This is a genomic window from Neorhizobium sp. LMR1-1-1.1, assembly GCF_040675795.1.
Lineage (GTDB): Bacteria > Pseudomonadota > Alphaproteobacteria > Rhizobiales > Rhizobiaceae > Neorhizobium > Neorhizobium cellulosilyticum.
Genome location: NZ_JBEGHE010000017.1, coordinates 100,423 through 123,113, shown reverse-complemented (window position 1 = coordinate 123,113; position 22,691 = coordinate 100,423). Strand labels below are relative to the sequence as shown.

The window sequence follows — 22,691 nt, the reverse complement described above, 5'->3', positions numbered from 1 at the left end:
CGGAATTTTCACGTTGCCCAGTTTTCGAGCTTAATCTATTTGCTTGGACTAAATAAACGAGCAAATAGCGGCAAAAAGTTGGAGTATGGCGTCATGGCTAGCGAATTAGACCAGTTCGACAAGAAGATCATGCAGGAGCTTTCAGCAGATGGACGCCTGTCGATCACAGAACTTGCCAGCCGCATCGGTCTTTCCAAAACACCCTGCCAATTGCGCCTGCGTCGATTGATCGAAGAAGGTTATATCGAAGGGTTCAGAGCGATCCTCAGTTCGCAAAAACTCGGTCTCGACCACATTGCCTTCGTTGAAGTCAAACTCAGCGACACACGGGAGGAGGCATTGAAGAGCTTCAACGATGCAGCTCGCAAGATCAGAGAGATCGAAGGCTGCCACATGATCGCCGGTCGCTTCGACTATCTCCTGAAGGTCCGCACCAGAGATATCAGGCGATATAGGATCGTGCTGGGTGAGAAAATTTCAACCCTTCCCTTCGTGGCAAACACATCCACAAACGTGGTGATGCAAACGGTCAAAGAAGACAGCCCGCAGCTCATGGCATCGCCGGAATAGCGAACTGATACCGTCAAATCACACCCTCCATCCCATATTGTTCACGGTTTCGTTTTGTCCTAATGTGATGGCAAAACGAAAATCGAGGGGGCAATGAAAACACCATGCATCTTACCAGCCGGCAGGAAGAGATTCTCGCGCTCGCCAAGGAGCAAGGTAAGGTGCTGGTGGAGGATCTGGCGGCGCATTTCCAGGTCACCCCGCAGACGATCCGGAAAGACCTGAATGATCTCTGCGATGGCAAAGCGCTGAATCGCATCCATGGCGGGGCGGTATTTCCGAGTGGCAACGAGAATGTCAAATACGAGGCACGTCGCTCGATGGCTGCGGTCGAGAAACAAGCGATCGGCAGGGCTGCTGCCGAGATCATCCCTGATAATTCTTCACTTTTCATCAATATCGGCACCACGACTGAGGCCGTCGGCGATGCGCTTGTTGATCATCGCGAATTGATGGTTATTACCAATAATATCAATGTAGCCAACCGGTTGCGCGTGTTTCCCTCGATCGAGGTCATTATTGCCGGTGGCGTCGTACGAGGGTCGGATGGTGGTGTCGTGGGCGAGGCGGCTGTCGATTTCATCCGCCAGTTCAAGGTGGATTATGCCGTGATCGGTGTCTCGGCCATCGACGCAGATGGGGCGCTGCTCGATTTCGACTTTCGCGAGGTAAAGGTAGCGCAGGCGATCATTGCCAATGCGCGGCATGTCATTCTCGTGTCCGACGCCACAAAGTTCGAACGAACCGCGCCCGTTCGCATGGGCCATATCTCGCAGGTGCACACATTCATTACCGACTGTTGTCCATCGCCCGAGATTCGGAAAATCTGCGCTGAAAGCGAAGTTCGACTGATAGAAACAGGTTAATCCAGCCTCATTTTTGTTTTTCGTCAATCTTCATTTGACATTCGTTTTTCTTTCATTTTAGACTGATATCAGTTTCGCAACTGCGTAATTTTGTGCAATGCGAAAGTGAGTGGGCGATGTCAGGCGATACGGTTTTCGATCTCTTCGTGATTGGCGGCGGCATCAACGGATGCGGCATCGCGCGCGATGCTGCGGGCCGTGGTTATTCCGTAGCGCTTGCCGAAATGAACGATTTCGCCTCCGGCACATCTTCCGGTGCCACCAAGCTGATCCATGGCGGGTTGCGCTATCTCGAGCATTACGAATTCCGTTTGGTACGTGAGGCGCTGATGGAGCGCGAAGTGCTGTGGGCCATGGCCCCGCATGTCATCTGGCCGCTCCGTTTCGTGCTACCCTACCAGAAGGGCGGGGTGCGTCCGGCCTGGCTGATCCGGCTCGGCCTGTTTCTCTACGACCATCTCGGTGGTCGAAAACTTCTGCCGGCGACCAAGACTTTGGACCTGAAGACCGATCCGGCCGGCAAGCCGCTGAGACCGGTCTTCGGCAAGGCTTTCGAATATTCGGACGGCTGGGTGGACGATGCCCGTATGGTGGTGCTGAATGCCCGCGACGCTGCATCGAAGGGCGCGATGATCATGAGCCGCGCTAAGGTCGTTTCGGCCCGTCGCGAAGGCGGCTTATGGCAGATCGAGGTTCGCGACGAAGCGTCAGGCACGACGGCGAGCCACAAGGCTCGGATGCTGGTCAATGCCGGTGGTCCGTGGGTGGATCAAGTTCTGTCGAACGCGGTTGGTCGCAACAATGTCCACAATGTTCGGCTCGTGCAGGGCAGCCACATCATCGTGCGCAAGAAGTTCGAAGACAGAAGAGCCTATTTCTTCCAGAACCCGGACAATCGCATCTTCTTCGCCATTCCCTACGAGACCGATTATACCCTGATCGGCACCACCGATCGTGATTTTCCAGGCGATCCGAAAGATGTCAGGATCAGCCCGGAGGAAATAGACTATCTCTGCAGTGCAGCGAGCGAGTATTTTTCGGAACCTGTAACCTCGGACGACATCGTCTGGACCTATTCGGCCGTTCGCCCGCTTTATGATGATGGCGCGTCGAAGGCGCAGGAAGCGACCCGCGATTATGTGCTGAAGGTAGACGAGGCAGATGGCGCGCCACTGCTCAACGTCTTCGGCGGCAAGCTGACAACCTATCGGCGCCTTTCCGAACACGCGCTGGAAAAGATCGGCGAGACGATCGGCGAAAAGGGCGGCCCCTGGACGGCCAAGAGCCATCTTCCTGGTGGGGATTTTCCAGTCACGGGGGCTGTAGAAGAAGAGCGAAAATTGATGGCGGCGTATCCGTTCATCAGTCAGCGACAAGCCTCGCGGCTCATCAAGTGCTACGGCACCGATGCCAAAGCGATATTGGGAGAGGCCAGATCCATCGAGGGGCTTGGCCGGCATTTTGGCGGCACGCTTTACGAAGCGGAAGTTCGCTGGTCTATCGAAAAGGAATGGGCGCGCACGGCTGAAGACGTGCTGTGGCGCCGTACCAAGCAGGGATTGTTCCTGACGGCAGAGGAAGCCCAGGGACTGGAGGAATACATGGCGGGCGTTCGCCGGGCCGCGTGAGGCTTGGGAGATAACTGCCTGTTGCCAGAGGGTTGGGAGGCCCGAGGTATATATGCTGGAATTGCGCAATGTGTCGAAGACGGTGGCGGGCGAATATCACATTCGCCCGACCGACCTGACATTAAAGCGGGGAACGCTGAACGTCCTGCTCGGGCCGACGCTTGCCGGCAAGACGTCGCTGATGCGGCTGATGGCGGGGCTCGACAAGCCAACGGAAGGCTCAATCCATTTCGATGGGGCTGACGTCACCGGCATGCCGGTGCAGAAGCGCAATGTCGCGATGGTCTACCAGCAGTTCATCAACTATCCGGCGCTGACCGTGTATGAAAACATCGCCTCACCGATGCGTATCGCCGGCAAGGATGCTGCCACAATCGATCGTGAAGTGAAGAAGGCCGCCGAGCTTCTGAAGCTTTCGCCCTATCTCGACCGAACCCCGCTCAATCTCTCCGGTGGTCAACAGCAGCGCACAGCGCTGGCGCGGGCGATCGTCAAGAACGCCAATCTCGTGCTCCTCGACGAGCCGCTCGCCAATCTCGATTACAAGCTGCGCGAGGAATTGCGCGAGGAACTACCAAAAATCTTTGCCGCTTCCGGCGCGATCTTCGTTTATGCCACGACGGAACCTTCGGAAGCGCTGCTGCTCGGCGGCAATACTGCGACTTTGCATGAGGGAGCCGTGACGCAGTTCGGCAGGACAGTGGACGTTTATCGTCGGCCTGCCGATCTCGTTACCGCTGAAATCTTTGCCGATCCGCCGCTGAATACGATTGCACTGACGCGTTCCGGCAACGCTTTCCTGTTCGACGGCGAGCCAGTCATTCCGGTGCCGCCGCATCTGTCATCTATCGCGGACGGGCCGGTGACGCTGGCTTTCCAGCCTCATCACCTGTTTCTGCATCCCGCCAACGGCCACACGACGCCGCTCAAGGCTCGCACGCTGGTCTCGGAGATCGCCGGATCTGAAAGCTTCATCCATCTCGATTTTGCCGGTCGCCGCTGGGTGATGCTTGCGCATGGCATTCACGATATCGAGCAGGATCAGGTCCTCGAGGTACATCTCGACAGTCGCCACCTGATGGCTTTCGATCAATCGACCGGCAAGGCGCTCATCGCCGCGCCACTGGCAGCGTGAGGAGGACGAGATGGCACGCATCACGCTCGAACATATCCGCCACGCCTATAGCGAAAAGGCCAAGGCCGCCGGCGACTATGCGCTGAAGGAAGTCCATCACGAATGGGAGGATGGCGGGGCTTACGCTTTGCTTGGTCCATCCGGCTGCGGAAAGACAACGCTGCTCAACATCATTTCCGGTCTGCTGACACCGTCCGACGGGCGAATTCTGTTCGACGGCAAGGATGTCACACAGCTCTCGACCGAGGAGCGGAACATTGCCCAGGTCTTTCAGTTCCCGGTCGTCTACGACACGATGACGGTGTTCGACAATCTCGCTTTCCCCTTGCGCAACCGCAAGGTGCCGGAGGCGGAAGTCGAAAAACGCGTCAACGAAATCCTCGAAATGACCGATCTTGCCGGCATGGCCAAGCGCCGGGCGCAAAGGCTGACGGCCGACCAGAAACAGAAAATCTCGCTCGGCCGCGGATTGGTGCGGGCCAATGTCAACGCCATCCTGTTCGATGAGCCGCTGACGGTGATCGACCCGCATATGAAATGGGTGCTGCGCTCGCAGCTGAAGCGCCTGCACCGGCAGTCACGCTTCACCATGGTCTATGTCACCCACGACCAGACCGAAGCACTGACTTTTGCCGACAAGGTCGTCGTCATGCATGACGGCCAGATCGTACAGATCGGTACGCCGGCGGAACTGTTCGAGCGACCGAGTCACACCTTCGTCGGCTATTTCATCGGCTCGCCGGGCATGAACATCATGTCCGCAGCCATCGATGGCGCGACCGCGCGCATCGGCGACCAGAATATCGCCCTTTCCGCCGCCCCTGCGCTGAAGGCCCAGGGGCGTATCGAACTCGGCATCCGCCCGGAGTTCATAAAGCTCGGCCGCGAAGGCATGCCGATCACCATCAACAAGGTGGAGGATATCGGCCGCCAGAAGATCGTCCGCGCCTCTTTCTGCGGCCAGCCGATCTCGATCGTTGTGCCTGAGGATGACGAAATTCCGGCCGACGCGAAGGTGACATTCGAAAAGCAGGCGATTGGCATTTTTGCCGATAGCTGGCGTGTAGGACAGGAGGGCTGACCATGGACAAGACCTGGAACAACAAAGCCTGGTTTCTGGTTCTGCCGGTCCTGCTGCTGGTCGCGTTTTCCGCCGTCATTCCGCTAATGACCGTGGTCAATTATTCGGTTCAGGATACGTTCGGAAACAATCAGTTCTTCTGGGCGGGCACCGACTGGTTTGTCGAAATCCTGACATCACCTCGCTTCTGGGATGCGCTTTGGCGCAACCTGATCTTCTCGGCTGTCATCCTCGCGATCGAAGTGCCACTCGGCATCCTGATCGCGCTCAACATGCCGAAACATGGGTTGGGCGTTCCCGTCTGCCTCGTGCTTATGGCGCTACCGCTGCTCATTCCATGGAACGTTGTCGGCACGATCTGGCAGGTGTTTGGCCGCGTCGATATCGGGCTTCTGGGGTATTTTCTAAACTCGCTCGGCATCTCCTACAACTATACCCAGAACCCGACGCATGCCTGGGCGACTGTGATCGTCATGGATGTCTGGCACTGGACGAGCCTCGTCGTGCTGCTCTGCTACGCCGGCCTCGTCTCCATCCCCGATGCCTATTATCAGGCGGCTCGCATCGATGGCGCATCGCGCTGGTCTGTCTTCCGTTACATCCAGTTGCCGAAGATGAAGCGGGTACTGCTGATCGCCGTGCTTTTGCGCTTCATGGACAGTTTCATGATCTATACCGAACCCTTCGTCGTTACCGGCGGCGGGCCGGGCAATTCAACGACATTTCTGTCGATCGATCTCGTGAAAATGGCGATCGGCCAGTTCGATCTCGGACCGGCGGCAGCCATGTCGATCATCTACTTCCTGATCATCCTTCTGCTGTCATGGGTATTCTACACCGTAATGACGCAGAGCGATGCAGAGCAGAAGTGAGGGGGAGAACGCCATGACCAACAACAGTAGCGGCGCCCGTTTCGGCTTCCTCATTCCGGTGATCTACATCATCTTTTTACTTCTGCCGATCTACTGGCTCGTCAACATGAGCTTCAAGACCAATAGCGAGATTTTGGGCCAACTGACGCTCTGGCCGACAAATCCGACGCTTAGAAACTACACCGTCATCTTCACCGATCCGGCCTGGTATAACGGCTATATCAACTCGATCATCTATGTGGTGATGAACACGGTGATCTCCGTCCTCGTGGCGCTGCCGGCAGCCTATGCCTTCTCGCGCTACCGGTTTTTGGGCGACAAGCACCTGTTCTTCTGGCTTTTGACCAACCGAATGGCGCCGCCTGCCGTTTTCGCGCTGCCATTCTTCCAGCTCTATTCGGCCTTCGGCCTGATCGACACCCATATCGCGGTTGCCATCGCGCATTGCCTGTTCAATGTGCCGCTGGCGGTCTGGATCCTCGAAGGTTTCATGTCCGGCGTGCCGAAGGAGATCGACGAGACCGCCTATATCGACGGTTATTCCTTCCCGCGCTTCTTCGTGAAGATTTTCATGCCGCTGATTGCGTCCGGCATCGGCGTCGCCGCCTTCTTCTGCTTCATGTTCTCGTGGGTCGAGCTGCTGATCGCCCGCACGCTGACGACGACCGACGCGAAGCCGATCGCCGCGACGATGACCCGCACCGTTTCTGCCTCCGGCATGGACTGGGGCGTGCTGGCGGCGGCCGGTGTGCTGACCATCATTCCGGGTGCGCTCGTCATCTATTTCGTCCGCAACTACATCGCCAAGGGCTTTGCCCTAGGCCGCGTCTGAGAAGGAGAGACCGATGAGCTTCTCATGGATGGCCTGGACATTGCCGACAGCGATCTTCTTCATCACCATTTTCGCGCTCATCGCAGCGATGGGCGTGTGGGAATATTTCTCGCCGGGCGGCGGCCCGCGCGTCGGCATCCTGCGCTTCGAGACGACGCGGGGCGACCGCCTGTTCGTTTCGCTGCTCGGCTCCGCTTTCATTCATCTCGCATGGCTGGGTCTTGGAGGCCCCAGCCTGTGGTGGGCTCTGGCCTTGTCGGTGGTTTACGCGATCGGCGTATTCCGTTTCGTTTAGGGCCAAGACAATAGGGCGGCGGGAGGAGGTCCAGCCGCCAGGACTAAAGTGAACTGCAATCGCATCAACCGGGAGGACTAGATATGCGACGGCATCTTATGACGACGACGGCAGTCATGCTGCTGGCAATGACAGGTGCGGCCCATGCCGATATGGCGGCCGCCAAGAAATTCCTTGATGCGGAAATCGGCGAACAGTCTTCGCTTTCCCGCGCCGAGCAGGAAAAGGAAATGCAGTGGTTTATCGATGCGGCAAAGCCTTTTGCCGGCATGGACATCAAGGTGGTTTCGGAAACCATCACCACGCACGAATATGAATCCAAGGTTCTCGCCAAGGCATTCAGTGACATCACCGGCATCAAGATCACCCATGACCTGATCGGCGAAGGCGACGTGGTCGAAAAACTGCAGACGCAGATGCAGTCGGGTGAAAACGTCTATGACGCCTATGTCAACGACTCGGACCTGATCGGTACCCATTGGCGTTACCAGCAGGCCCGTTCGCTGACCAAGTGGATGGCGAATGAAGGCAAGGACGTGACCAATCCCGGCCTCGATCTTCAGGATTTTATCGGTCTGAAATTCACCACCGCACCGGATGGCGATCTCTACCAGCTACCCGACCAGCAGTTCGCCAACCTGTACTGGTTCCGCTACGACTGGTTCAACGACGAGAAGAACAAGGCCGATTTCAAGGCTAAATACGGCTACGACCTCGGCGTGCCGGTCAATTGGTCTGCTTATGAAGACATTGCCGAATTCTTCACTGGTCGCGAGGTGAATGGGAAGAAGGTCTATGGCCATATGGACTATGGCAAGAAGGACCCATCGCTTGGCTGGCGCTTCACCGATGCATGGCTTTCCATGGCCGGCAACGGCGACAAGGGCCTGCCGAACGGTCTTCCGGTCGACGAATGGGGTATCAAGGTCAACGAGAAATCACAGCCGGTCGGCTCCTGCGTTGCCCGCGGTGGTGATACCAACGGCCCGGCCGCAGTCTATTCCATCCAGAAATATCTGGACTGGATGAAGGCTTACGCGCCAGCTGCAGCCAACGGCATGACCTTCTCCGAATCCGGTCCGGTTCCGGGCCAAGGTGAGGTTGCCCAGCAGATGTTCACCTACACGGCCTTCACGGCGGATTTCGTCAAGAAGGGCCTGCCGGTGGTCAATGACGACGGAACGCCGAAATGGCGTTTCGCCCCATCGCCGCATGGCGTCTATTGGAAGGACGGGATGAAGCTCGGTTATCAGGACGTCGGCTCTTGGACGCTTCTGAAATCCACCCCGGACGATCGCGCCAAGGCGGCGTGGCTTTATGCACAGTTCGTCGTATCGAAGACCGTGGATGTGAAGAAGAGCCATGTCGGCCTGACACTCATCCGCGACTCGTCGATCAACCACAAGTCCTTCACCGATCGTGCGCCAAAACTCGGCGGCCTGATCGAGTTCTACCGCTCGCCCGCCCGCGTCCAGTGGTCGCCAACCGGTACGAACATCCCGGACTATCCGAAGCTCGCACAGCTCTGGTGGCAGGCGATCGGTGACGCATCTTCGGGTGCCAAGACTGCACAGGCGGCAATGGATTCGTTGTGCGCCGAGCAGGAAAAGGTGCTGCAGCGCCTGGAACGCGCCGGCGTTCAGGGTGAGATGGGGCCGAAACTCGCCGAAGAGCACGATCTCGAATACTGGAACAAGGATGCGGTTTCCAAGGGCAACCTTGCGCCGCAGCTGAAGATCGAGAACGAGAAGGAAAAGCCGATCACCGTCAACTACGACGAGCTGGTGAAGAGCTGGCAGAAATAATCGGCAAACAGCCTATATGAGAAATGCCGGGGCGTGATATCGCGCCCCGGTTCTTATAGAATACGTGGAGGAGTTTGGATTTATGGGTGGGTATATTCTTGCCATCGACCAGGGCACGACATCGAGCCGGGCGATCGTTTTCGATGGCGACATGGCGATCAAGGGGTTTGGCCAGCAGGAATTCACCCAGTTCTTTCCGGCCTCCGGCTGGGTCGAGCACAACCCGGATGAAATCTGGCAAAGCGTCCTTACCACAGCCCGCACTGCGATCGAGAAGGCCGGGATTTCGGCTGCCGATATCGCAGCGATCGGCATCACCAACCAGCGCGAAACCGTTGTCGTCTGGGACCGCAAGACCGGAAAGCCGCTCAATCCGGCGATCGTCTGGCAGGACCGCCGCACATCCGGACTTTGCGAGGAATTGAAGGGTAGGGCGCTTGAGGCCGCCTTCACTGAAAAGACCGGTCTTCTGCTCGATCCCTATTTCTCCGGGACAAAACTTTCCTGGCTGCTCTCCAATGTCGAGGGTCTGCGTGCCCGCGCCGAAGGTGGCGACGTGTGCTTCGGCACGGTCGACAGCTGGTTGATCTACAAGCTCACCGGCGGGAAGGCGCATGTCACCGACGCCACAAATGCCTCGCGTACGCTGATCTATAATATCGGCGATAATGACTGGGATGACGAGTTGCTCGGCATTCTCGATATCCCGCGCGCCATGCTTCCAGAGGTCAAGGATTGTGCGGCGGATTTTGGGGTGGCGGACAGGTCGATATTCGGCGCTGAAATCCCGATCCTCGGCGTTGCTGGCGACCAGCAGGCGGCCGTCATCGGTAATGCCTGCTTCGAACCCGGCATGCTGAAATCCACTTATGGCACCGGCTGCTTTGCACTGTTGAACACCGGCACGGATCGCGTCACATCCTCCAACCGTCTTCTGACAACCATCGCCTACCGTCTCGACGGCGTCACGACCTATGCGCTGGAAGGCTCGATCTTCATTGCCGGTGCCGCCGTGCAATGGCTGCGCGATGAACTCGGTTTCATCAAGGTTGCGTCGGAAGTCGGTGCGCTGGCGCGGCAGGCGGATCCGAAACAGCGGCTTTACATGGTGCCGGCCTTCACCGGGCTGGGTGCGCCCTATTGGGATGCGGAGGCCCGTGGCGCGATCTTTGGGCTTACCCGCAGCAGCGGCCCGGCGGAATTCGCCCATGCGGCGCTCGAAAGCGTTGCCTTTCAGACTCACGATCTTCTCGAAGCGATGAAGAAGGACTGGCAGGGCCACGGCGCGACGACCGTGCTGCGCGTCGATGGCGGCATGGTTGCCTCCAACTGGACGATGCAGCGCCTGTCAGACATTCTGGCAGCGCCGGTCGACCGGCCGGAGCTTCTGGAGACGACGGCGCTCGGTGCCGCCTGGCTTGCCGGCTCCCGTGCCGGGGTCTGGCCGGATGCGAAAGGGTTTTCTGCCCACTGGAAACGCGACAAGCGTTTTGAACCGGAAATGGCGGATGACGAGAGGAAGACGGCAATCGCCGGCTGGCAGGATAGCGTCTCGCGCTGCCTTACCCGCCGGGCGTGATCCTATCCGCTACTTTCCCTCTTCTGGCTCTTCCAGCACGCGGCTGAACGCGCTCAGCTGATCCATGAGGTGGCCGAACTCAGCCTCGCCGAGGGCGGCGTGGAATCGTTTGCGTGCACGTCGTGCGGCGGCGGCGACCTGCTGCAGCATCTCCTCGCCTTCCGGGGTAATGTATATCAGGCGGGCACGTTTATCGCTCGGATCGACTTCCCGGCGAACGAAACCCTGGCTTTCGAGACCTTCCAGGCACTTGGTAACGGATGAGCGATCGAGTGCGATCCGTTCCCCCATCGTATTCTGGTGAATGCCGGGTTCGATATGGGCAAAGGCCAGCGCACTGTATTGCGTGGGAGAAAAGCCGAGATCGCCTGCCTCCTGCGTGAACATGGCGAGCGCCACCTGCTGGCAGCGTCGCAGCAGAATACCGTGCGAATGCAGGATTTCATGAGCAGTAACGATCACGCCGGTGTGCCTCCTTTTGCCGGATTGACAATTATCAATTGGTGGCGTAGCTGATAATCAGCTATCCAACTAATTCGGTGCGGCGGAGGACCGCGCTGTCTAGCGACAGCGTCATTGTGTTCACTCGCGCCTTTTTTGTTGTTGCATGTCCGCGATTCATTGTCCCGCTTCCGCCCTCAATATCCCCACCTCTGACACGATGGGGAGCAGGGTTGCGACGAAACTTGCCCGACATTTCGCGCACACGCAACGCGCCTTAACGGCCGCAGCTTTCACCCCGGAGGCATCAGCCTCTTTTTCCCCATGGTCAGGAAAACGATGACTAGACAGTCGAAAGACCTCAACGGAACGTTGACGATGTCGCGCCGTGGCATTCTGCTCGGCGGTGCGACGCTGTTTGCCGGCAGCATTGCCGCAACGCTCTGTCCCACCCTCTCGCTGGCGGCCGTCGATGCCGGCACGCAGGGACAGTTCATGAAACTGTCCAACCTGCTGATTCAGCACCAGCTCAGCCCGGCTGTCGGCGCGCGTATCGTTGATACGGCAAGCGGTGAATACAAGAACCTTCCGCAGATGCTCGATGCGATCATCGCCATCGCCGAGAAGAAAAATGCGGCGCAGGTCGAAGATTTCTTCGGCGATATTCCCGATGGCGAGCTGAAGGATTTTGCCCATTGGGTGATTTCTGCCTGGTATAGCGGCTGTTCCTCCGAGAAGCGCAATGCAACCGTCTTTACCTATGAAGAAGCGCTGACCTTCAAGACGACCAGCGATATTCTGACCATCCCCTCCTACGGCATTTCCGGTCCCAACCTGTGGACCCGGCCCAACTTGCCGCTTTCGGCGCCGATGCCGCGCTTCTGACGAAATCCAGCGAAGAAAAGTCTTTTTCCCATGGTTACCAAGAATAGTGCCGACGTCGTCATCGTCGGAACGGGCGTCGTCGGCGTCGTGATTGCCGAACAGCTGCTCGATGCAGGTCATTCCGTGCTGATGATCGAGGCCGGTCCGCGCGTCACGCGCGCCGAAGTGGTCGAAAACTGGCGCAACGCTCCTCTTGGCGTGAAGGGCGATACATCGGTCGCCTATCCGTCGCGGCCCTGGGCGCCGCATCCGATGGGCGGAGAGAAGCCGGAAGATGCCTATCTGCAGTTTACCGGGCCTGACGCCTATGACCAGACCTTCATTCGTTACGCGGGCGGCTCGACCTGGCACTGGGCCGGCACCTCCTGGCGCCTGACGCCAGAGGACATGCGCCTGAATTCGCTTTACGGCGTTGGTCGCGACTGGGCGTTCGACTACGACACGCTGGAACCCTATTACGTCCGCACTGAGCACAAGCTCGGCATCTGCGGCCCGTCCGACCGCTCGCAGCAATGGCCGCAGACAGGCGACCGCTCGGCACCCTATCCGATGCCGGCATTGCCGTTTTCACCCGGCGAAGTGAAATTCACCGAAGTCGTCAAGACGCTAGGTTACAACAACATTCCCGTCTCTCAGGCCCGCAACAGCGGCATGCCCTATGATGGCCGTCCTGCCTGCTGCGCCAACAACAACTGCGTTCCCGTCTGTCCCGTCGCCGCCAAGTATGATGCGGAAACCGCATTGCATCGCCTCGAAAAGAAGGGCGCGACGCTGCTGGTCGACTCGGTCGTCTATAAGGTCGAGACGAATGCCCAGAACAAGATCGAGGCGGTTTACTTCTACGACCAGCACAAGGAAAGCCACCGCATTACCGGCAAGCTCTTCGTGCTCGCCTGCAACGGTCTGGAAAACCCGAAACTGCTTCTGATGTCGCAGGACGACCGCAACCCGAACGGGGTTGCCAATTCCTCCGATCAGGTCGGCCGCAACATGATGGACCATCCGGCCCGCACGTTCACGGTCACCACCAAGGAGCCTTTCTGGTCTGGCATCGGCCCGGTCGTCAATTCGGGCATCATGGAAACCTCGCAAGGCGCGTTCCGCTCCGAACATGCCGGCGCCTACTTCCGCTACAACAATTTTGCTCGCAACCGCTTCGTCACATTCGCAGCGCTGAAGAAGGGCTTGGTCGGCAAGGCTCTGGACGACGAAATCCGGCGCATGGCGGCCTGCACGGCCGATATCGTCGCGGCTCACGAAATTCTGCCCGACCCGAATAACCGCCTGACGTTGTCGGACAAGAAAGACTGGCTCGGTCTTCCTAAGCCGTCGATCAATTACGACGTCGGCGACTATGTCCGTAAATGCTGGGAAGTCTACTCCCAGCCAATCGGCAAGCAGATCGCCGAAGCCATGGGTGCGATCGATATCAAGATCAGCCCGAAATACAACAACAGCAAGCACATTATGGGCGGCACCATAATGGGCAAGGATGCGTCCAACTCGGTTGTCGATGTCGATTGCCGCGCCCATGACCACGAAAACCTGTTCATCCCCGGTGGCGGCGCAATGGCAGCCGGTGCCTGCGGCAACAGCACCATCACCATGACCGCGCTCGCCCTCAAGGCCGGCGACGCCATTGTCGAACAGATGCGGGGCGCCTGATCATGAAGACCGTAAAATCCTTTGCCCTCGCGGCACCGCTTGCCCTTGTTGCGCTGGCACCGGCGGCAGCACAGGAATTCTCCAAGGAACTGATCAAGAAGGGCCGCTATCTCGCGACCGCTTCCGACTGCGTTGCCTGTCATACCAACCATGACGGCGGCAAGCCGATGGCCGGCGGCCTATCCATGGTGTCCCCGGTCGGCACGATCATGTCGACGAACATCACGCCCTCCAAGCAGTTCGGCATCGGCAACTATTCGCAAGCCCAGTTTGCCGATGCAGTGCGCAAGGGTGTTCGTGGAGATGGCGCAAACCTCTATCCGGCCATGCCCTATGTGTCCTATTCCAACATGACGGACGAGGACATCCACGCGCTCTATGCCTATTTCATGCAGGGCGTAGAACCGGTGGACGAGAAAGCTCCGGAAACGAAGCTGCCATTCCCTATGAACATCCGCGTTTCGATGATGGGCTGGAACCTGCTGTTCCGTCCGAACGAGGTACATAAGGATGATCCGATCCAGTCGGACGAATGGAACCGCGGCAAATATCTGGCTGAGGGTGCCGCGCACTGCAGCACCTGCCACACGCCGCGCGGCGTCTTCATGCAGGAACAGAAGAGCCTCAATCTGACCGGCGGTCAGGTCGGCGCCTGGTATGCGCCCGATATCACCAATGACAAGGGGCATGGTATCGGCTCCTGGAGCCAGGAGGATCTCGTCACCTACCTGAAGACTGGTAAGCTGGAAAACAGGGCGCAGGCGGCGGGCAGCATGGCTGAAGCCATCAGCTACTCCTTCCAGCACCTGACCGATGCGGACCTTAACGCGATCGCCACCTATGTGCGCAGCGTTCCCTCCGCCAATGCCCGGCAGGCATCGGGCATCACCCGCTTCGACAAGGGTTCAGCAGGCAATGACATGGCCGCTTTCCGCGGCAAGAACTATGCCGACGGACTGAAGGGTGATCACGCCGGCGCGCAAATCTTTGCCGCCAACTGCGCCTCCTGCCATGGCTACAATGCCCAGGGCACTAAGGATGGTTACTATCCGAGCCTGTTCCACAATGCCGCGACGGCAGGTGACAACTCGATCAATGTCATCTCCGCCATCCTCAACGGCGTTGACCGCCATACTGAAGCCGGCCATGTCTTCATGCCGCCTTTCGGCGATCAGGCGAATGCCGTCGTGCAGCTGAACAATGTCGAGGTTGCCTCGCTTTCGAACTATCTTCTGGCTCAATACGGCAATGATAAGCTGACCGTGACGCCGGAAGAGGTTCAGGTGCTTCGCGAGGGCGGACCGAAGTCGAATATCGTTCAGCTGGCAAGGATCGGCATGGGGGCGGGCGCGGTTGCCGCATTGCTGCTTGTCGTCAGTTTTGTCTGGTATAGGGCGCGACGCAAAGCAAGGCCTGCTCACGCAGCATAACAGATTGAGCCTTCGCCAGCCGATATGCTGACGGGGCTTTTTTGTCTTTCGAGGGTATGAAGCCTTCGCTGACCGAGCATTTGTTCGGTGCCATGCCGGATCACCCGTTCGTGACGGTAGGGGCAGATCGTTTGAACGCGTGCGTGCTTGTTGAAACGTAATCGGCTCCTACTTTTAGCTTTCGGACACCCACCGAAAGCATGCCTCAATGGATCTGCATACCAGTCGGCCGAAAACCGCCGAAACTGTCCCTGGCGACGGTCTCGAGAGTGGCCATAAGCCTCGCGGCGAAACTACGCCGGAAATACCCTTTCGATATGCGGGGCTCCCGATCGGCACGCGACGGATGATTGTGCTGGTGCTCAATCTCGCAACGATTGCAGCGCTGGGATATGGGCTGTTCCGCCTCCTTTCACCGGGCGGGATCGATCTGTTCGAGGCCGTCATGTTGCTCGGTTTTCTGCTGGCCATGCCCTGGACCGTGCTTGGCTTCTGGAATGCGATCATCGGACTGATGCTTCAGCATGGGCCGGGTAATCCTGCCCGCAGTATCTATCCGTTTTATCCGCAGGGTGAGCGCGGTCGCCCCAATAGCCTTTCGTCGCGAACCGCACTGACATTGTTTCTGCGAAACGAGGATCCGCTGCCGGCTCTGGCACGGTTGGAGGCGATGTCCGACAGCCTGAAGGCGACGGGCCTCGCGCAGCATTTCCGGTTCTTCGTCTTGAGCGACACATCCGACGAGGCTATTGCGAAAGCCGAGGCCATGGGCTTCGAATGCTTCGTTGGCGCGGTCGCTTTTCCCGCTGAAAACCGCCCGGTCTACCGGCGGCGTGAAGTCAATACCGGCTACAAGGCCGGCAACATTCACGACTTTCTCGATGAATACGGCGAGGATTACGACTTCTTCCTGCCGCTCGATTCAGACAGCGTCATGTCCGGCGATGCGATCATCCGCCTTGTCGCGGCGATGGAGGCCCGGCCCGAGATCGGCATTCTTCAGTCGCTTGTGGTCGGCATGCCGGCGACCAGCGGGTTCGCGCGGATGTTCCAGTTCGGCATGCGCCATGGCATGCGCGCTTTCACCATGGGCGCGGCGTGGTGGAATGCCGATTGCGGCCCATATTGGGGCCATAACGCTCTGATCCGCACGATAGCGTTCAGAGCCCACTGCCATCTGCCCGTCCTGCCGGGCGCACCGCCGCTCGGCGGGCATGTGCTGAGCCATGACCAGTTGGAAGCCGCCTATATGCGTCGCGGTGATTACGAAGTTCGGGTGCTGCCGGTCGAGACGCAGAGCTTCGAGGCCAACCCGCCGACATTTCCCGATTTCGCCAAGAGAGATCTGCGCTGGTGCCAGGGAAACATGCAATATTGGCGTTTCCTGTTCGAGCCCGGGCTGAAGACGCTCAGCCGGTTCCAGGTTCTCCAGGCTATATTGATGTATGTCGCGCCGCCGGCCTGGATCGTCGCAACATTTGCCGCCGCGTGGAAAGCCATCTCTGGGGAGTTCGATCCCGCCTATCTGCAGTTGGGCCTTAGTCTCTTTGCCGTCATCTTCTTCATGTCGGTAGCCCCAAAACTCGCCGGCATGCTCGATGTGTGTCTGACCAAAGGCGCGGTGCGGCGTTATGGCGGACCGCTGCGGTTCGGCTTGTCGGCAATAATCGAAATTCTCGCCTCGATGCTGATGGCGCCGATCATCGCGGTCTACGTGTCAGTCTTTCTGCTCGGCCTGCCGTTCGGACGCTGTGTCACATGGAGCGGTCAGAACCGCGACAGGCTTGGGGTCTCCTTTCTTTCGGCCTTGAAGACAATGGGACTTCAAACGGTCATCGGTTTTATGCTCGCAACCGCTCTCCTTGCAGGAGCAGGAGTAACGGCTCTTCTGTGGACATTGCCTATGGTTGTCGGTCTCTGTCTGGCAATCCCGTTCACAATGCTGACCGCCTCGAAGAGTTTCGGCCGCTGGACGACGCGCTTCGGCCTGTTCGCCGTTCCCGAGGAAGTGCGCATGCCGCGGATCTTGAGCCCGCTCGTGCCGCATGCCGCCCGTCGCTGGAGACGCCGCGCGACTGCACCTTTCCATCGGGATACGACGGTTCAATCCCAAGCTTTGGTGGATAGCCATACATGACGACATCGCGCGCCTTGTGGCTGACGGGTAAAATGAAGGCAGAACTGAAACCGACAATGATCGGACCGCTCACCGAGGGCGAGCTGCTTGTCGAAAGCCGCTTTGGCGCCATCAGCAGAGGCACGGAGGCTCTGGTGGCCGAAGGATCGGTGCCGGAGAGTGAACACGACTGCATGCGCGCCCCGTTGCAGGATGGTGAATTCCCGTTTCCGGTGAAATATGGTTACGCTGTCGTCGGCACGGTCAAGGCGGGCGCAGAGGCGCCTGCCGGTCAAACCGTCTTCTGTCTCCATCCGCATCAGGACCTGTTCCATGTGCCGGCAGATATGGCTGTAGCCGTTCCGCCCGATGTGCCGGCATCACGTGCCGTTCTTGCCGCGAATATGGAAACGGCTCTCAACGGCATCTGGGACGCGAACATTCTTGCCGGCGACAGGGTAACCATTGTCGGTGGCGGACTTGTTGGGCTTCTCGCCGCATATCTTTCGGCAAGAATACCGGGGACGGATGTAACCTTGATCGATGTGAACTCCGCGCGAGAGGCGCTTGCCACCGCTTTCGGTTGCCATTTCGCCCTACCCGGCGAAGCTGAGGGGTCTGCTTGCAACAGCGACGTGGTCATACATGCTTCGGCGACATCCGAAGGCCTTGCGACCGCCATTTCTGTCGCCGGCTTCGAGGCGAGGATCGTCGAAATGTCCTGGTTTGGTGAAGGCATGGTCAATATACCGCTCGGCGGACGGTTTCACAGCCATCGCCTGTCGATTGTCGGCTCGCAGGTTGGCCATGTCCCGGCTGCAAGGCGAGCCCGTTGGCCACTTTCGCGGCGGCTTGAAACAGCGCTCGCTCTCCTGGCGGACGACCGGCTTGATGCTCTCATTTCCGGTGAGACCGCTTTCGATGATCTCGCCGCAAGCTATATCCGGATCCTCGCCGATCCGAATACGTTGTGTCACCGCATCCGCTATTCCTGACAACCGGAGAATCCAAGAACGATGTTTGCCGTCGAAGTGCGCGACCACATGATGATTGCCCATAGCCTGCCGCGCCAGGTTTTCGGTCCCGCCCAGGCCATGCACGGCGCGACTTTCGTTGTCGACGCCGCCTTCATGACGGAGGATCTCGATGACAACGGCCTTGGCGTCGATATCGGGCTGGCGACAGTCGTGCTCAAAGACGCCTTGGCACCGCTCAACTACAAGAACCTCGATGAACTGGATATCTTTCGCGGCAAGGTGACCACCACCGAAGTGCTGGCCAAGCATATCTTCGACGATCTGCGTCGACGCATTGAGGCGGGCGAGCTTGGGCCGGGCGGCAAGCGGATTTGTCGCTTGAAGATCATGCTGCACGAAAGCCATGTGGCGCGCGCATGGTATGAGGCCGCGATTTGAACGGTGTGGATGAGGAAGCCGGAGCACCGCATCTCGTGTTTGCCATTCCCGGAGACATCGAGACCCGCAGTGGCGGTTACAGTTATGATCGGCGAATGATCGCGGAATTGCGCAAGCTTGGCTGGCAAGTCGACCATATGAGACTGCCGGACGGATTTCCGGCTCCAGGCCGCGACGAACTTGAGACGGCGGCACGGCACTTTGCCGATCTTGCGAAAAATAGCCTCGTGCTTGTCGATGGGTTGGCCTTCGGCACCATGCCCGATATTGCAAGGCGGGAGGCGGAGCGGCTGAAGCTCGTCGCGCTCGTACACCATCCGCTGGCGATGGAAACCGGGCTTTCACAACAGCGAGCGGAAGAACTCAGGCAAAGCGAAGCTGATGCGCTGGCTCATGTGCGCGGGGTGGTTGTTACAAGTCCCGAGACGGCCCGCATTCTGGCTTGCAATTTCGGCGTTCGACAGGGTTCGATCTGTATCGCCATACCGGGGACGGCACCTTCCGAGCAGGCGCATGGCAGCATCGACGGCGCACCGCCGATGATCCTTTCCATCGGCTCGCTGACGCCACGTAAGGATCATCAGACGCTTGTCGCGGCACTGGCGAAACTTCGAGATCGTTCATGGCAATGCCGTATCGTCGGTAGCGACAGGATGGATCTCCAATCCGCCTCCGCCCTGCGCCGGCAGATTGCAGAACTTGGCCTGAACGACAGGATTGCCGTGACGAGTGCCCTTGATGACGTTGATGCCGAATATGCGGCGGCCGACATTTTTGCGCTCGCGAGCCGCTACGAGGGGTTCGGCATGGTGTTTGCCGAAGCCATGGCGCGAGGCCTGCCGATCGTCGGCTGCCATGGCGGTGCGGTACCTGATTTAGTCCCCGATCGCGCTGGCATTCTGGTAGAACCTGGTGATGTCACTGAGTTTGCAGAGGCGTTGGTGACGATGTTGGATGAACCTCAGAAACGGCGGGACTACGCTGCCGGTTCGCTTGCCGTGGGCCTGAATTTGCCGGATTGGCCGGCGAGCGCCAGAATTCTTTCCGATTTTTTGGAAGGTATAGGATGAGCGGCTTCGACAAGACTTGGCTTGACCTGCGGGAAGCTGCCGATCATGCGGCGCGGGATCACGGCCTCCAAAAGCAGGTGATCGATCATCTGGCTGCGGCGCATGGAGAAACGCTGGTTGTCGATCTGGGGGCCGGGACAGGGTCGACCTTCAGGGCTTTTCTGCCTAAGGCTCTTCATTGGCGCTGGCGGCTGGTCGATAATGATCCACTGTTGCTAATCGAGGCAAAACGCCGGCATGCAGGGTCCGCACGGATTGAATGTATGGAGGCACATCTGGATGCCCCGGCTGACAGCCTGTTTTTCGAAGCGCGACTTGTGACGGCCTCCGCTCTTTTCGATCTTGTTTCGGAGAGCTTTCTGGCCCGGCTGGTTTCAGAACTCGCCCAGACAAATATCGGCCTTTATGCCGCACTGAATTATGACGGTGTCTGTCGCTGGGACGAACATCATCCGTTGGATGATGAGGTGGTTGCGGCGTTCAATGTCCATCAAAGGCGAGATAAGGGTTTCGGTCCGGCACTCGGCCCAGACGCTACGCCGGTTCTGCGCAGGTTGCTGGAGGAGCAGGGGTTTCAGGTCGCCTTGGCACCCAGCCCGTGGCGGCTTGATAAGGCACATGCGGAGCTGCAGCGGCAATTCATTTTCGGCATTGCGAGTGCCGCTGCTGAAACAGGGCTTGTTGAGGAAGCTGATGTGAACGACTGGCGACTGGCACGGCTGCAGCAGGCGGAAAGCTCGGACTGCCTAGTCGGGCATTGGGATCTGTTTGCATTTCGTTGAGGCTGCGCTCATCACGCCGGCATGTGAAACCGGCGTGATGTTCTTTTTCTGTGCCCTACGCCTTATTTCGCGCCACCCGTCTGCTGGTCAGCCTGGATTGCGGTGAGAGCGATGGTGAAGACGATATCGTCGACGAACGCGCCGCGCGACAGGTCGTTGACCGGCTTGCGCAGGCCCTGCAGCATCGGGCCGACGGAAACGACGTCGGCAGAGCGCTGAACGGCCTTGTAGGTGGTGTTGCCGGTGTTGAGATCCGGGAAGACGAAGACATTGGCGCGGCCGGCGACCGGGCTGTCGGGGGCCTTGGAACGGCCGACGCTTTCGACGCTTGCCGCATCGTACTGGATCGGACCGTCGATCAGCAGATCAGGCTTGCGCTGTTTTGCCAGCTCGGTTGCCTCGCGCACCTTGTCGACATCGCCGCCGGTACCCGACGTGCCGGTCGAATAGGAGATCATCGCCACCCGCGGATCGATGCCGAAGGCCTTGGCCGTATCGGAGGACTGGACGGCGATTTCGGCCAGCTGGTCGGCCGTCGGGTTCGGGTTGATGGCGCAGTCACCATAGACCAGAACCTGATCGGGCATCAGCATGAAGAAGACTGACGAGACGATGCTCTGGCCCGGTTCCGTCTTGATCAGCTGCAGGGCAGGGCGCACCGTGCTGGCGGTGGTATGAACCGCACCGGAGACCAGACCGTCGACTTCACCGACCGCCAGCATCATCGTGCCGAGAACGACGGTGTCTTCCAGCTGGGCCATTGCCTGGGGAGGCGTCATGCCCTTGGATTTGCGCAGCTCGACCATGGCGTCGACATAGTTGGCGCGCACGGCGGCCGGGTCAAGGATTTCGAGATCGGCGGGTAGTTCGATGTCCTTGGCCTTGGCGATCATCTGGATGGCATCGGGGCGGCCGAGCAACACGCAACGGGCAATGCCCTTCTGGTGGCAGATGACGGCAGCCTGCAGCGTGCGGGGTTCTTCACCCTCGGGCAGCACGATGCGCTTATTGGCCTTCCGTGCACCTTCGATCAGGTGGTTGCGGAAGCGCGGCGGCGAAAGCCGGGCTTCGGTCGAGGTGCCGATCCGGTCACGCAGCGATGTCGTGTCGATATGTTCGGCGACGAAATCGATGACCTTTTCCATGTGCTGGCTGTCATCCTGGCTGACATGGTAGCTGAGATGCGCCAGGCGGGAGGCGGTGGCATAGGTATCGTCGGGGGTGGACAGGATCGGCAGGATGTTTGAGCCGACCGAGGCCATCAGGTCTGCGACCGGGGTGGCAAGCGGTGCGCCGCAGGTCAGCAACAGGCCGGCAAGCGGCACGCCGCGGCTATGGGCAAGCGCCGAGGCAAGCGCGATATCGCTGCGGTCACCGGGCATGACGACCAAGGTTTCCGGACGCAGGCGGTCGATCATCTTCTCGACCGAACGGGCACCGACGACGATCTCACGGACACGCACGGCATCGAGCTTGGAACCCTGCACGACGCTTAGATCGAGCGACGAGACGAGGTCGGACAGGCGTGGCGTGTTCAGATTCGGCTCGTAGGGGATCGCGCCGAGGATGGTGCTGGTTTCCATTCCGGCTTTGGCAAATGCAGCCGTCAGAGCCTCACGCCGGCTTTTCTCAGGCAGCTTGTTGACGAGCAGGCCGGCAAAATGCCCCTCGGCGTCGCGCATATACTGACGCTCGGCGAGCGCAACCGTATCGGTCAGCCGCTTGTCATCATCGACACCGCTGACGACCGGAACCACTTCGGCGTCGAGGCTGCGAGCAATCTCGACATTGAGCCTGGGAACGATCTGCAGATCGGTAAACGGGATCAGGCCTTCGACGACAACCACGTCATGATCGGCGCGCAGGGCTTCCGTCATCGTTGCGACTTCTTCCAGCAACAGATCGAGTTCGCCCTTGCGCAAAAGATCTTCCGCATGGGTAAATGCGATCGGCTCGGGGGCCTCCGTCAGGCACAGGCTGCGGGCAAAATAGGTGGAGACTTCGGTCGTCTTCAGCGGCGAGCCGGGATGTTCACTGGCCGTCGGCTGAGCGATCGGCTTGACGAAGCCGACCTTCAGACCGTCACGCTGCAGGGCTCGCACGAAACCGAGCGCTACGGCGCTCAGGTCGACGTCTTGCGCCAGCGGTGCGAGAAAAATGAGATGTGCCGACATGAAACTATCGCCTTTCGATTTGTCATGACCGTTCCGGCCATGCCGGGAAA

At 59.1% G+C, this 22,691-nt stretch carries 20 protein-coding genes; 18 read left to right on the top strand and 2 right to left on the bottom strand.

The annotated features are described in order from the left end of the window. Window positions 1–93 precede the first annotated feature (93 nt). From MRBLMR1_RS09935 to glpK, 10 genes are all read left to right on the top strand, one after another. Window positions 94–570 (top strand): Lrp/AsnC family transcriptional regulator, encoded by a 477-nt coding sequence (locus MRBLMR1_RS09935; RefSeq protein ID WP_148144759.1) that lies wholly within the window; start codon window positions 94–96, stop codon window positions 568–570. Between the two features lie 104 nt (window positions 571–674). Then, window positions 675–1,436: a DeoR/GlpR family DNA-binding transcription regulator gene (locus tag MRBLMR1_RS09930; protein ID WP_148144664.1), complete on the top strand. Its 762-nt coding sequence runs from the start codon at window positions 675–677 to the stop codon at window positions 1,434–1,436. A 116-nt stretch (window positions 1,437–1,552) separates the two neighbouring features. Beyond that, window positions 1,553–3,064 carry a glycerol-3-phosphate dehydrogenase gene (locus MRBLMR1_RS09925; protein ID WP_500064363.1) on the top strand — a complete coding sequence of 504 codons (1,512 nt, stop codon included), beginning with the start codon at window positions 1,553–1,555 and terminating at the stop codon, window positions 3,062–3,064. 52 nt (window positions 3,065–3,116) lie between these two features. Continuing rightward, entirely contained in the window at window positions 3,117–4,199 is a 1,083-nt protein-coding gene (locus MRBLMR1_RS09920; RefSeq protein WP_183685362.1) for an ABC transporter ATP-binding protein, read from the top strand. Window positions 4,200–4,209: 10 nt separating this feature from the next. Continuing rightward, window positions 4,210–5,280, top strand: coding sequence for an ABC transporter ATP-binding protein (locus MRBLMR1_RS09915; protein WP_148144667.1), 1,071 nt, complete (start codon window positions 4,210–4,212; stop codon window positions 5,278–5,280). Window positions 5,281–5,282: 2 nt separating this feature from the next. Continuing rightward, entirely contained in the window at window positions 5,283–6,152 is an 870-nt protein-coding gene (locus MRBLMR1_RS09910; RefSeq protein WP_148144668.1) for a carbohydrate ABC transporter permease, read from the top strand. A gap of 13 nt (window positions 6,153–6,165) precedes the next feature. Beyond that, a complete protein-coding gene (locus MRBLMR1_RS09905; RefSeq protein WP_148144669.1) occupies window positions 6,166–6,984 on the top strand; it encodes a carbohydrate ABC transporter permease in 819 nt (272 codons plus the stop codon). 13 nt (window positions 6,985–6,997) lie between these two features. Next, the gene (locus MRBLMR1_RS09900) at window positions 6,998–7,279 is read left to right on the top strand and encodes a DUF2160 domain-containing protein (protein WP_183685360.1); all 282 of its coding nucleotides are present in this window, start codon (window positions 6,998–7,000) and stop codon (window positions 7,277–7,279) included. 83 nt (window positions 7,280–7,362) lie between these two features. Then, window positions 7,363–9,084, top strand: a complete 1,722-nt coding sequence (locus MRBLMR1_RS09895; protein WP_500064349.1) for an ABC transporter substrate-binding protein — start codon at window positions 7,363–7,365, stop codon at window positions 9,082–9,084. Window positions 9,085–9,166: 82 nt separating this feature from the next. Beyond that, complete coding sequence (glpK, locus tag MRBLMR1_RS09890; RefSeq protein ID WP_500064346.1) at window positions 9,167–10,663, top strand: glycerol kinase GlpK; 1,497 nt, start codon at window positions 9,167–9,169, stop codon at window positions 10,661–10,663. Between the two features lie 9 nt (window positions 10,664–10,672). Here the strand turns inward: glpK and MRBLMR1_RS09885 are convergent, their stop codons facing one another. After that, on the bottom strand, window positions 10,673–11,125 hold the full coding sequence (locus tag MRBLMR1_RS09885; RefSeq protein WP_206827837.1) for a MarR family winged helix-turn-helix transcriptional regulator: 453 nt from the start codon (window positions 11,123–11,125) through the stop codon (window positions 10,673–10,675). Window positions 11,126–11,443: 318 nt separating this feature from the next. Here MRBLMR1_RS09885 and MRBLMR1_RS09880 point away from each other — a divergent pair, with 318 nt between their 5' ends. The 8 genes from MRBLMR1_RS09880 to MRBLMR1_RS09845 all read left to right on the top strand — a co-directional run bounded on the left by MRBLMR1_RS09880 (window position 11,444) and on the right by MRBLMR1_RS09845 (window position 20,467). Continuing rightward, window positions 11,444–11,989 (top strand): sugar dehydrogenase complex small subunit, encoded by a 546-nt coding sequence (locus MRBLMR1_RS09880; RefSeq protein ID WP_404945429.1) that lies wholly within the window; start codon window positions 11,444–11,446, stop codon window positions 11,987–11,989. 30 nt (window positions 11,990–12,019) lie between these two features. Further along, entirely contained in the window at window positions 12,020–13,654 is a 1,635-nt protein-coding gene (locus MRBLMR1_RS09875; RefSeq protein WP_500064339.1) for a GMC family oxidoreductase, read from the top strand. Window positions 13,655–13,656: 2 nt separating this feature from the next. Beyond that, window positions 13,657–15,084 (top strand): c-type cytochrome, encoded by a 1,428-nt coding sequence (locus MRBLMR1_RS09870; RefSeq protein ID WP_500064335.1) that lies wholly within the window; start codon window positions 13,657–13,659, stop codon window positions 15,082–15,084. A 208-nt stretch (window positions 15,085–15,292) separates the two neighbouring features. Beyond that, complete coding sequence (gene mdoH, locus MRBLMR1_RS09865) at window positions 15,293–17,221, top strand: glucans biosynthesis glucosyltransferase MdoH (RefSeq protein WP_500064333.1); 1,929 nt, start codon at window positions 15,293–15,295, stop codon at window positions 17,219–17,221. Continuing rightward, window positions 17,218–18,195 carry a zinc-dependent alcohol dehydrogenase gene (locus MRBLMR1_RS09860; RefSeq protein ID WP_500064329.1) on the top strand — a complete coding sequence of 326 codons (978 nt, stop codon included), beginning with the start codon at window positions 17,218–17,220 and terminating at the stop codon, window positions 18,193–18,195. The genes mdoH and MRBLMR1_RS09860 overlap by 4 nt, the downstream gene beginning before the upstream one ends. 21 nt (window positions 18,196–18,216) lie before the next feature. After that, window positions 18,217–18,615: a 6-pyruvoyl trahydropterin synthase family protein gene (locus MRBLMR1_RS09855; RefSeq protein ID WP_500064325.1), complete on the top strand. Its 399-nt coding sequence runs from the start codon at window positions 18,217–18,219 to the stop codon at window positions 18,613–18,615. A 5-nt stretch (window positions 18,616–18,620) separates the two neighbouring features. Beyond that, window positions 18,621–19,685: a glycosyltransferase family 4 protein gene (locus MRBLMR1_RS09850; RefSeq protein ID WP_500064395.1), complete on the top strand. Its 1,065-nt coding sequence runs from the start codon at window positions 18,621–18,623 to the stop codon at window positions 19,683–19,685. Then, window positions 19,682–20,467: a class I SAM-dependent methyltransferase gene (locus MRBLMR1_RS09845; RefSeq protein ID WP_206827828.1), complete on the top strand. Its 786-nt coding sequence runs from the start codon at window positions 19,682–19,684 to the stop codon at window positions 20,465–20,467. Before MRBLMR1_RS09850 ends, MRBLMR1_RS09845 begins: the two co-directional genes overlap by 4 nt. Before the next feature lie 62 nt (window positions 20,468–20,529). Here the strand turns inward: MRBLMR1_RS09845 and pta are convergent, their stop codons facing one another. After that, a complete protein-coding gene (gene pta / locus MRBLMR1_RS09840; protein WP_500064321.1) occupies window positions 20,530–22,641 on the bottom strand; it encodes a phosphate acetyltransferase in 2,112 nt (703 codons plus the stop codon). Window positions 22,642–22,691: the final 50 nt, after the last annotated feature.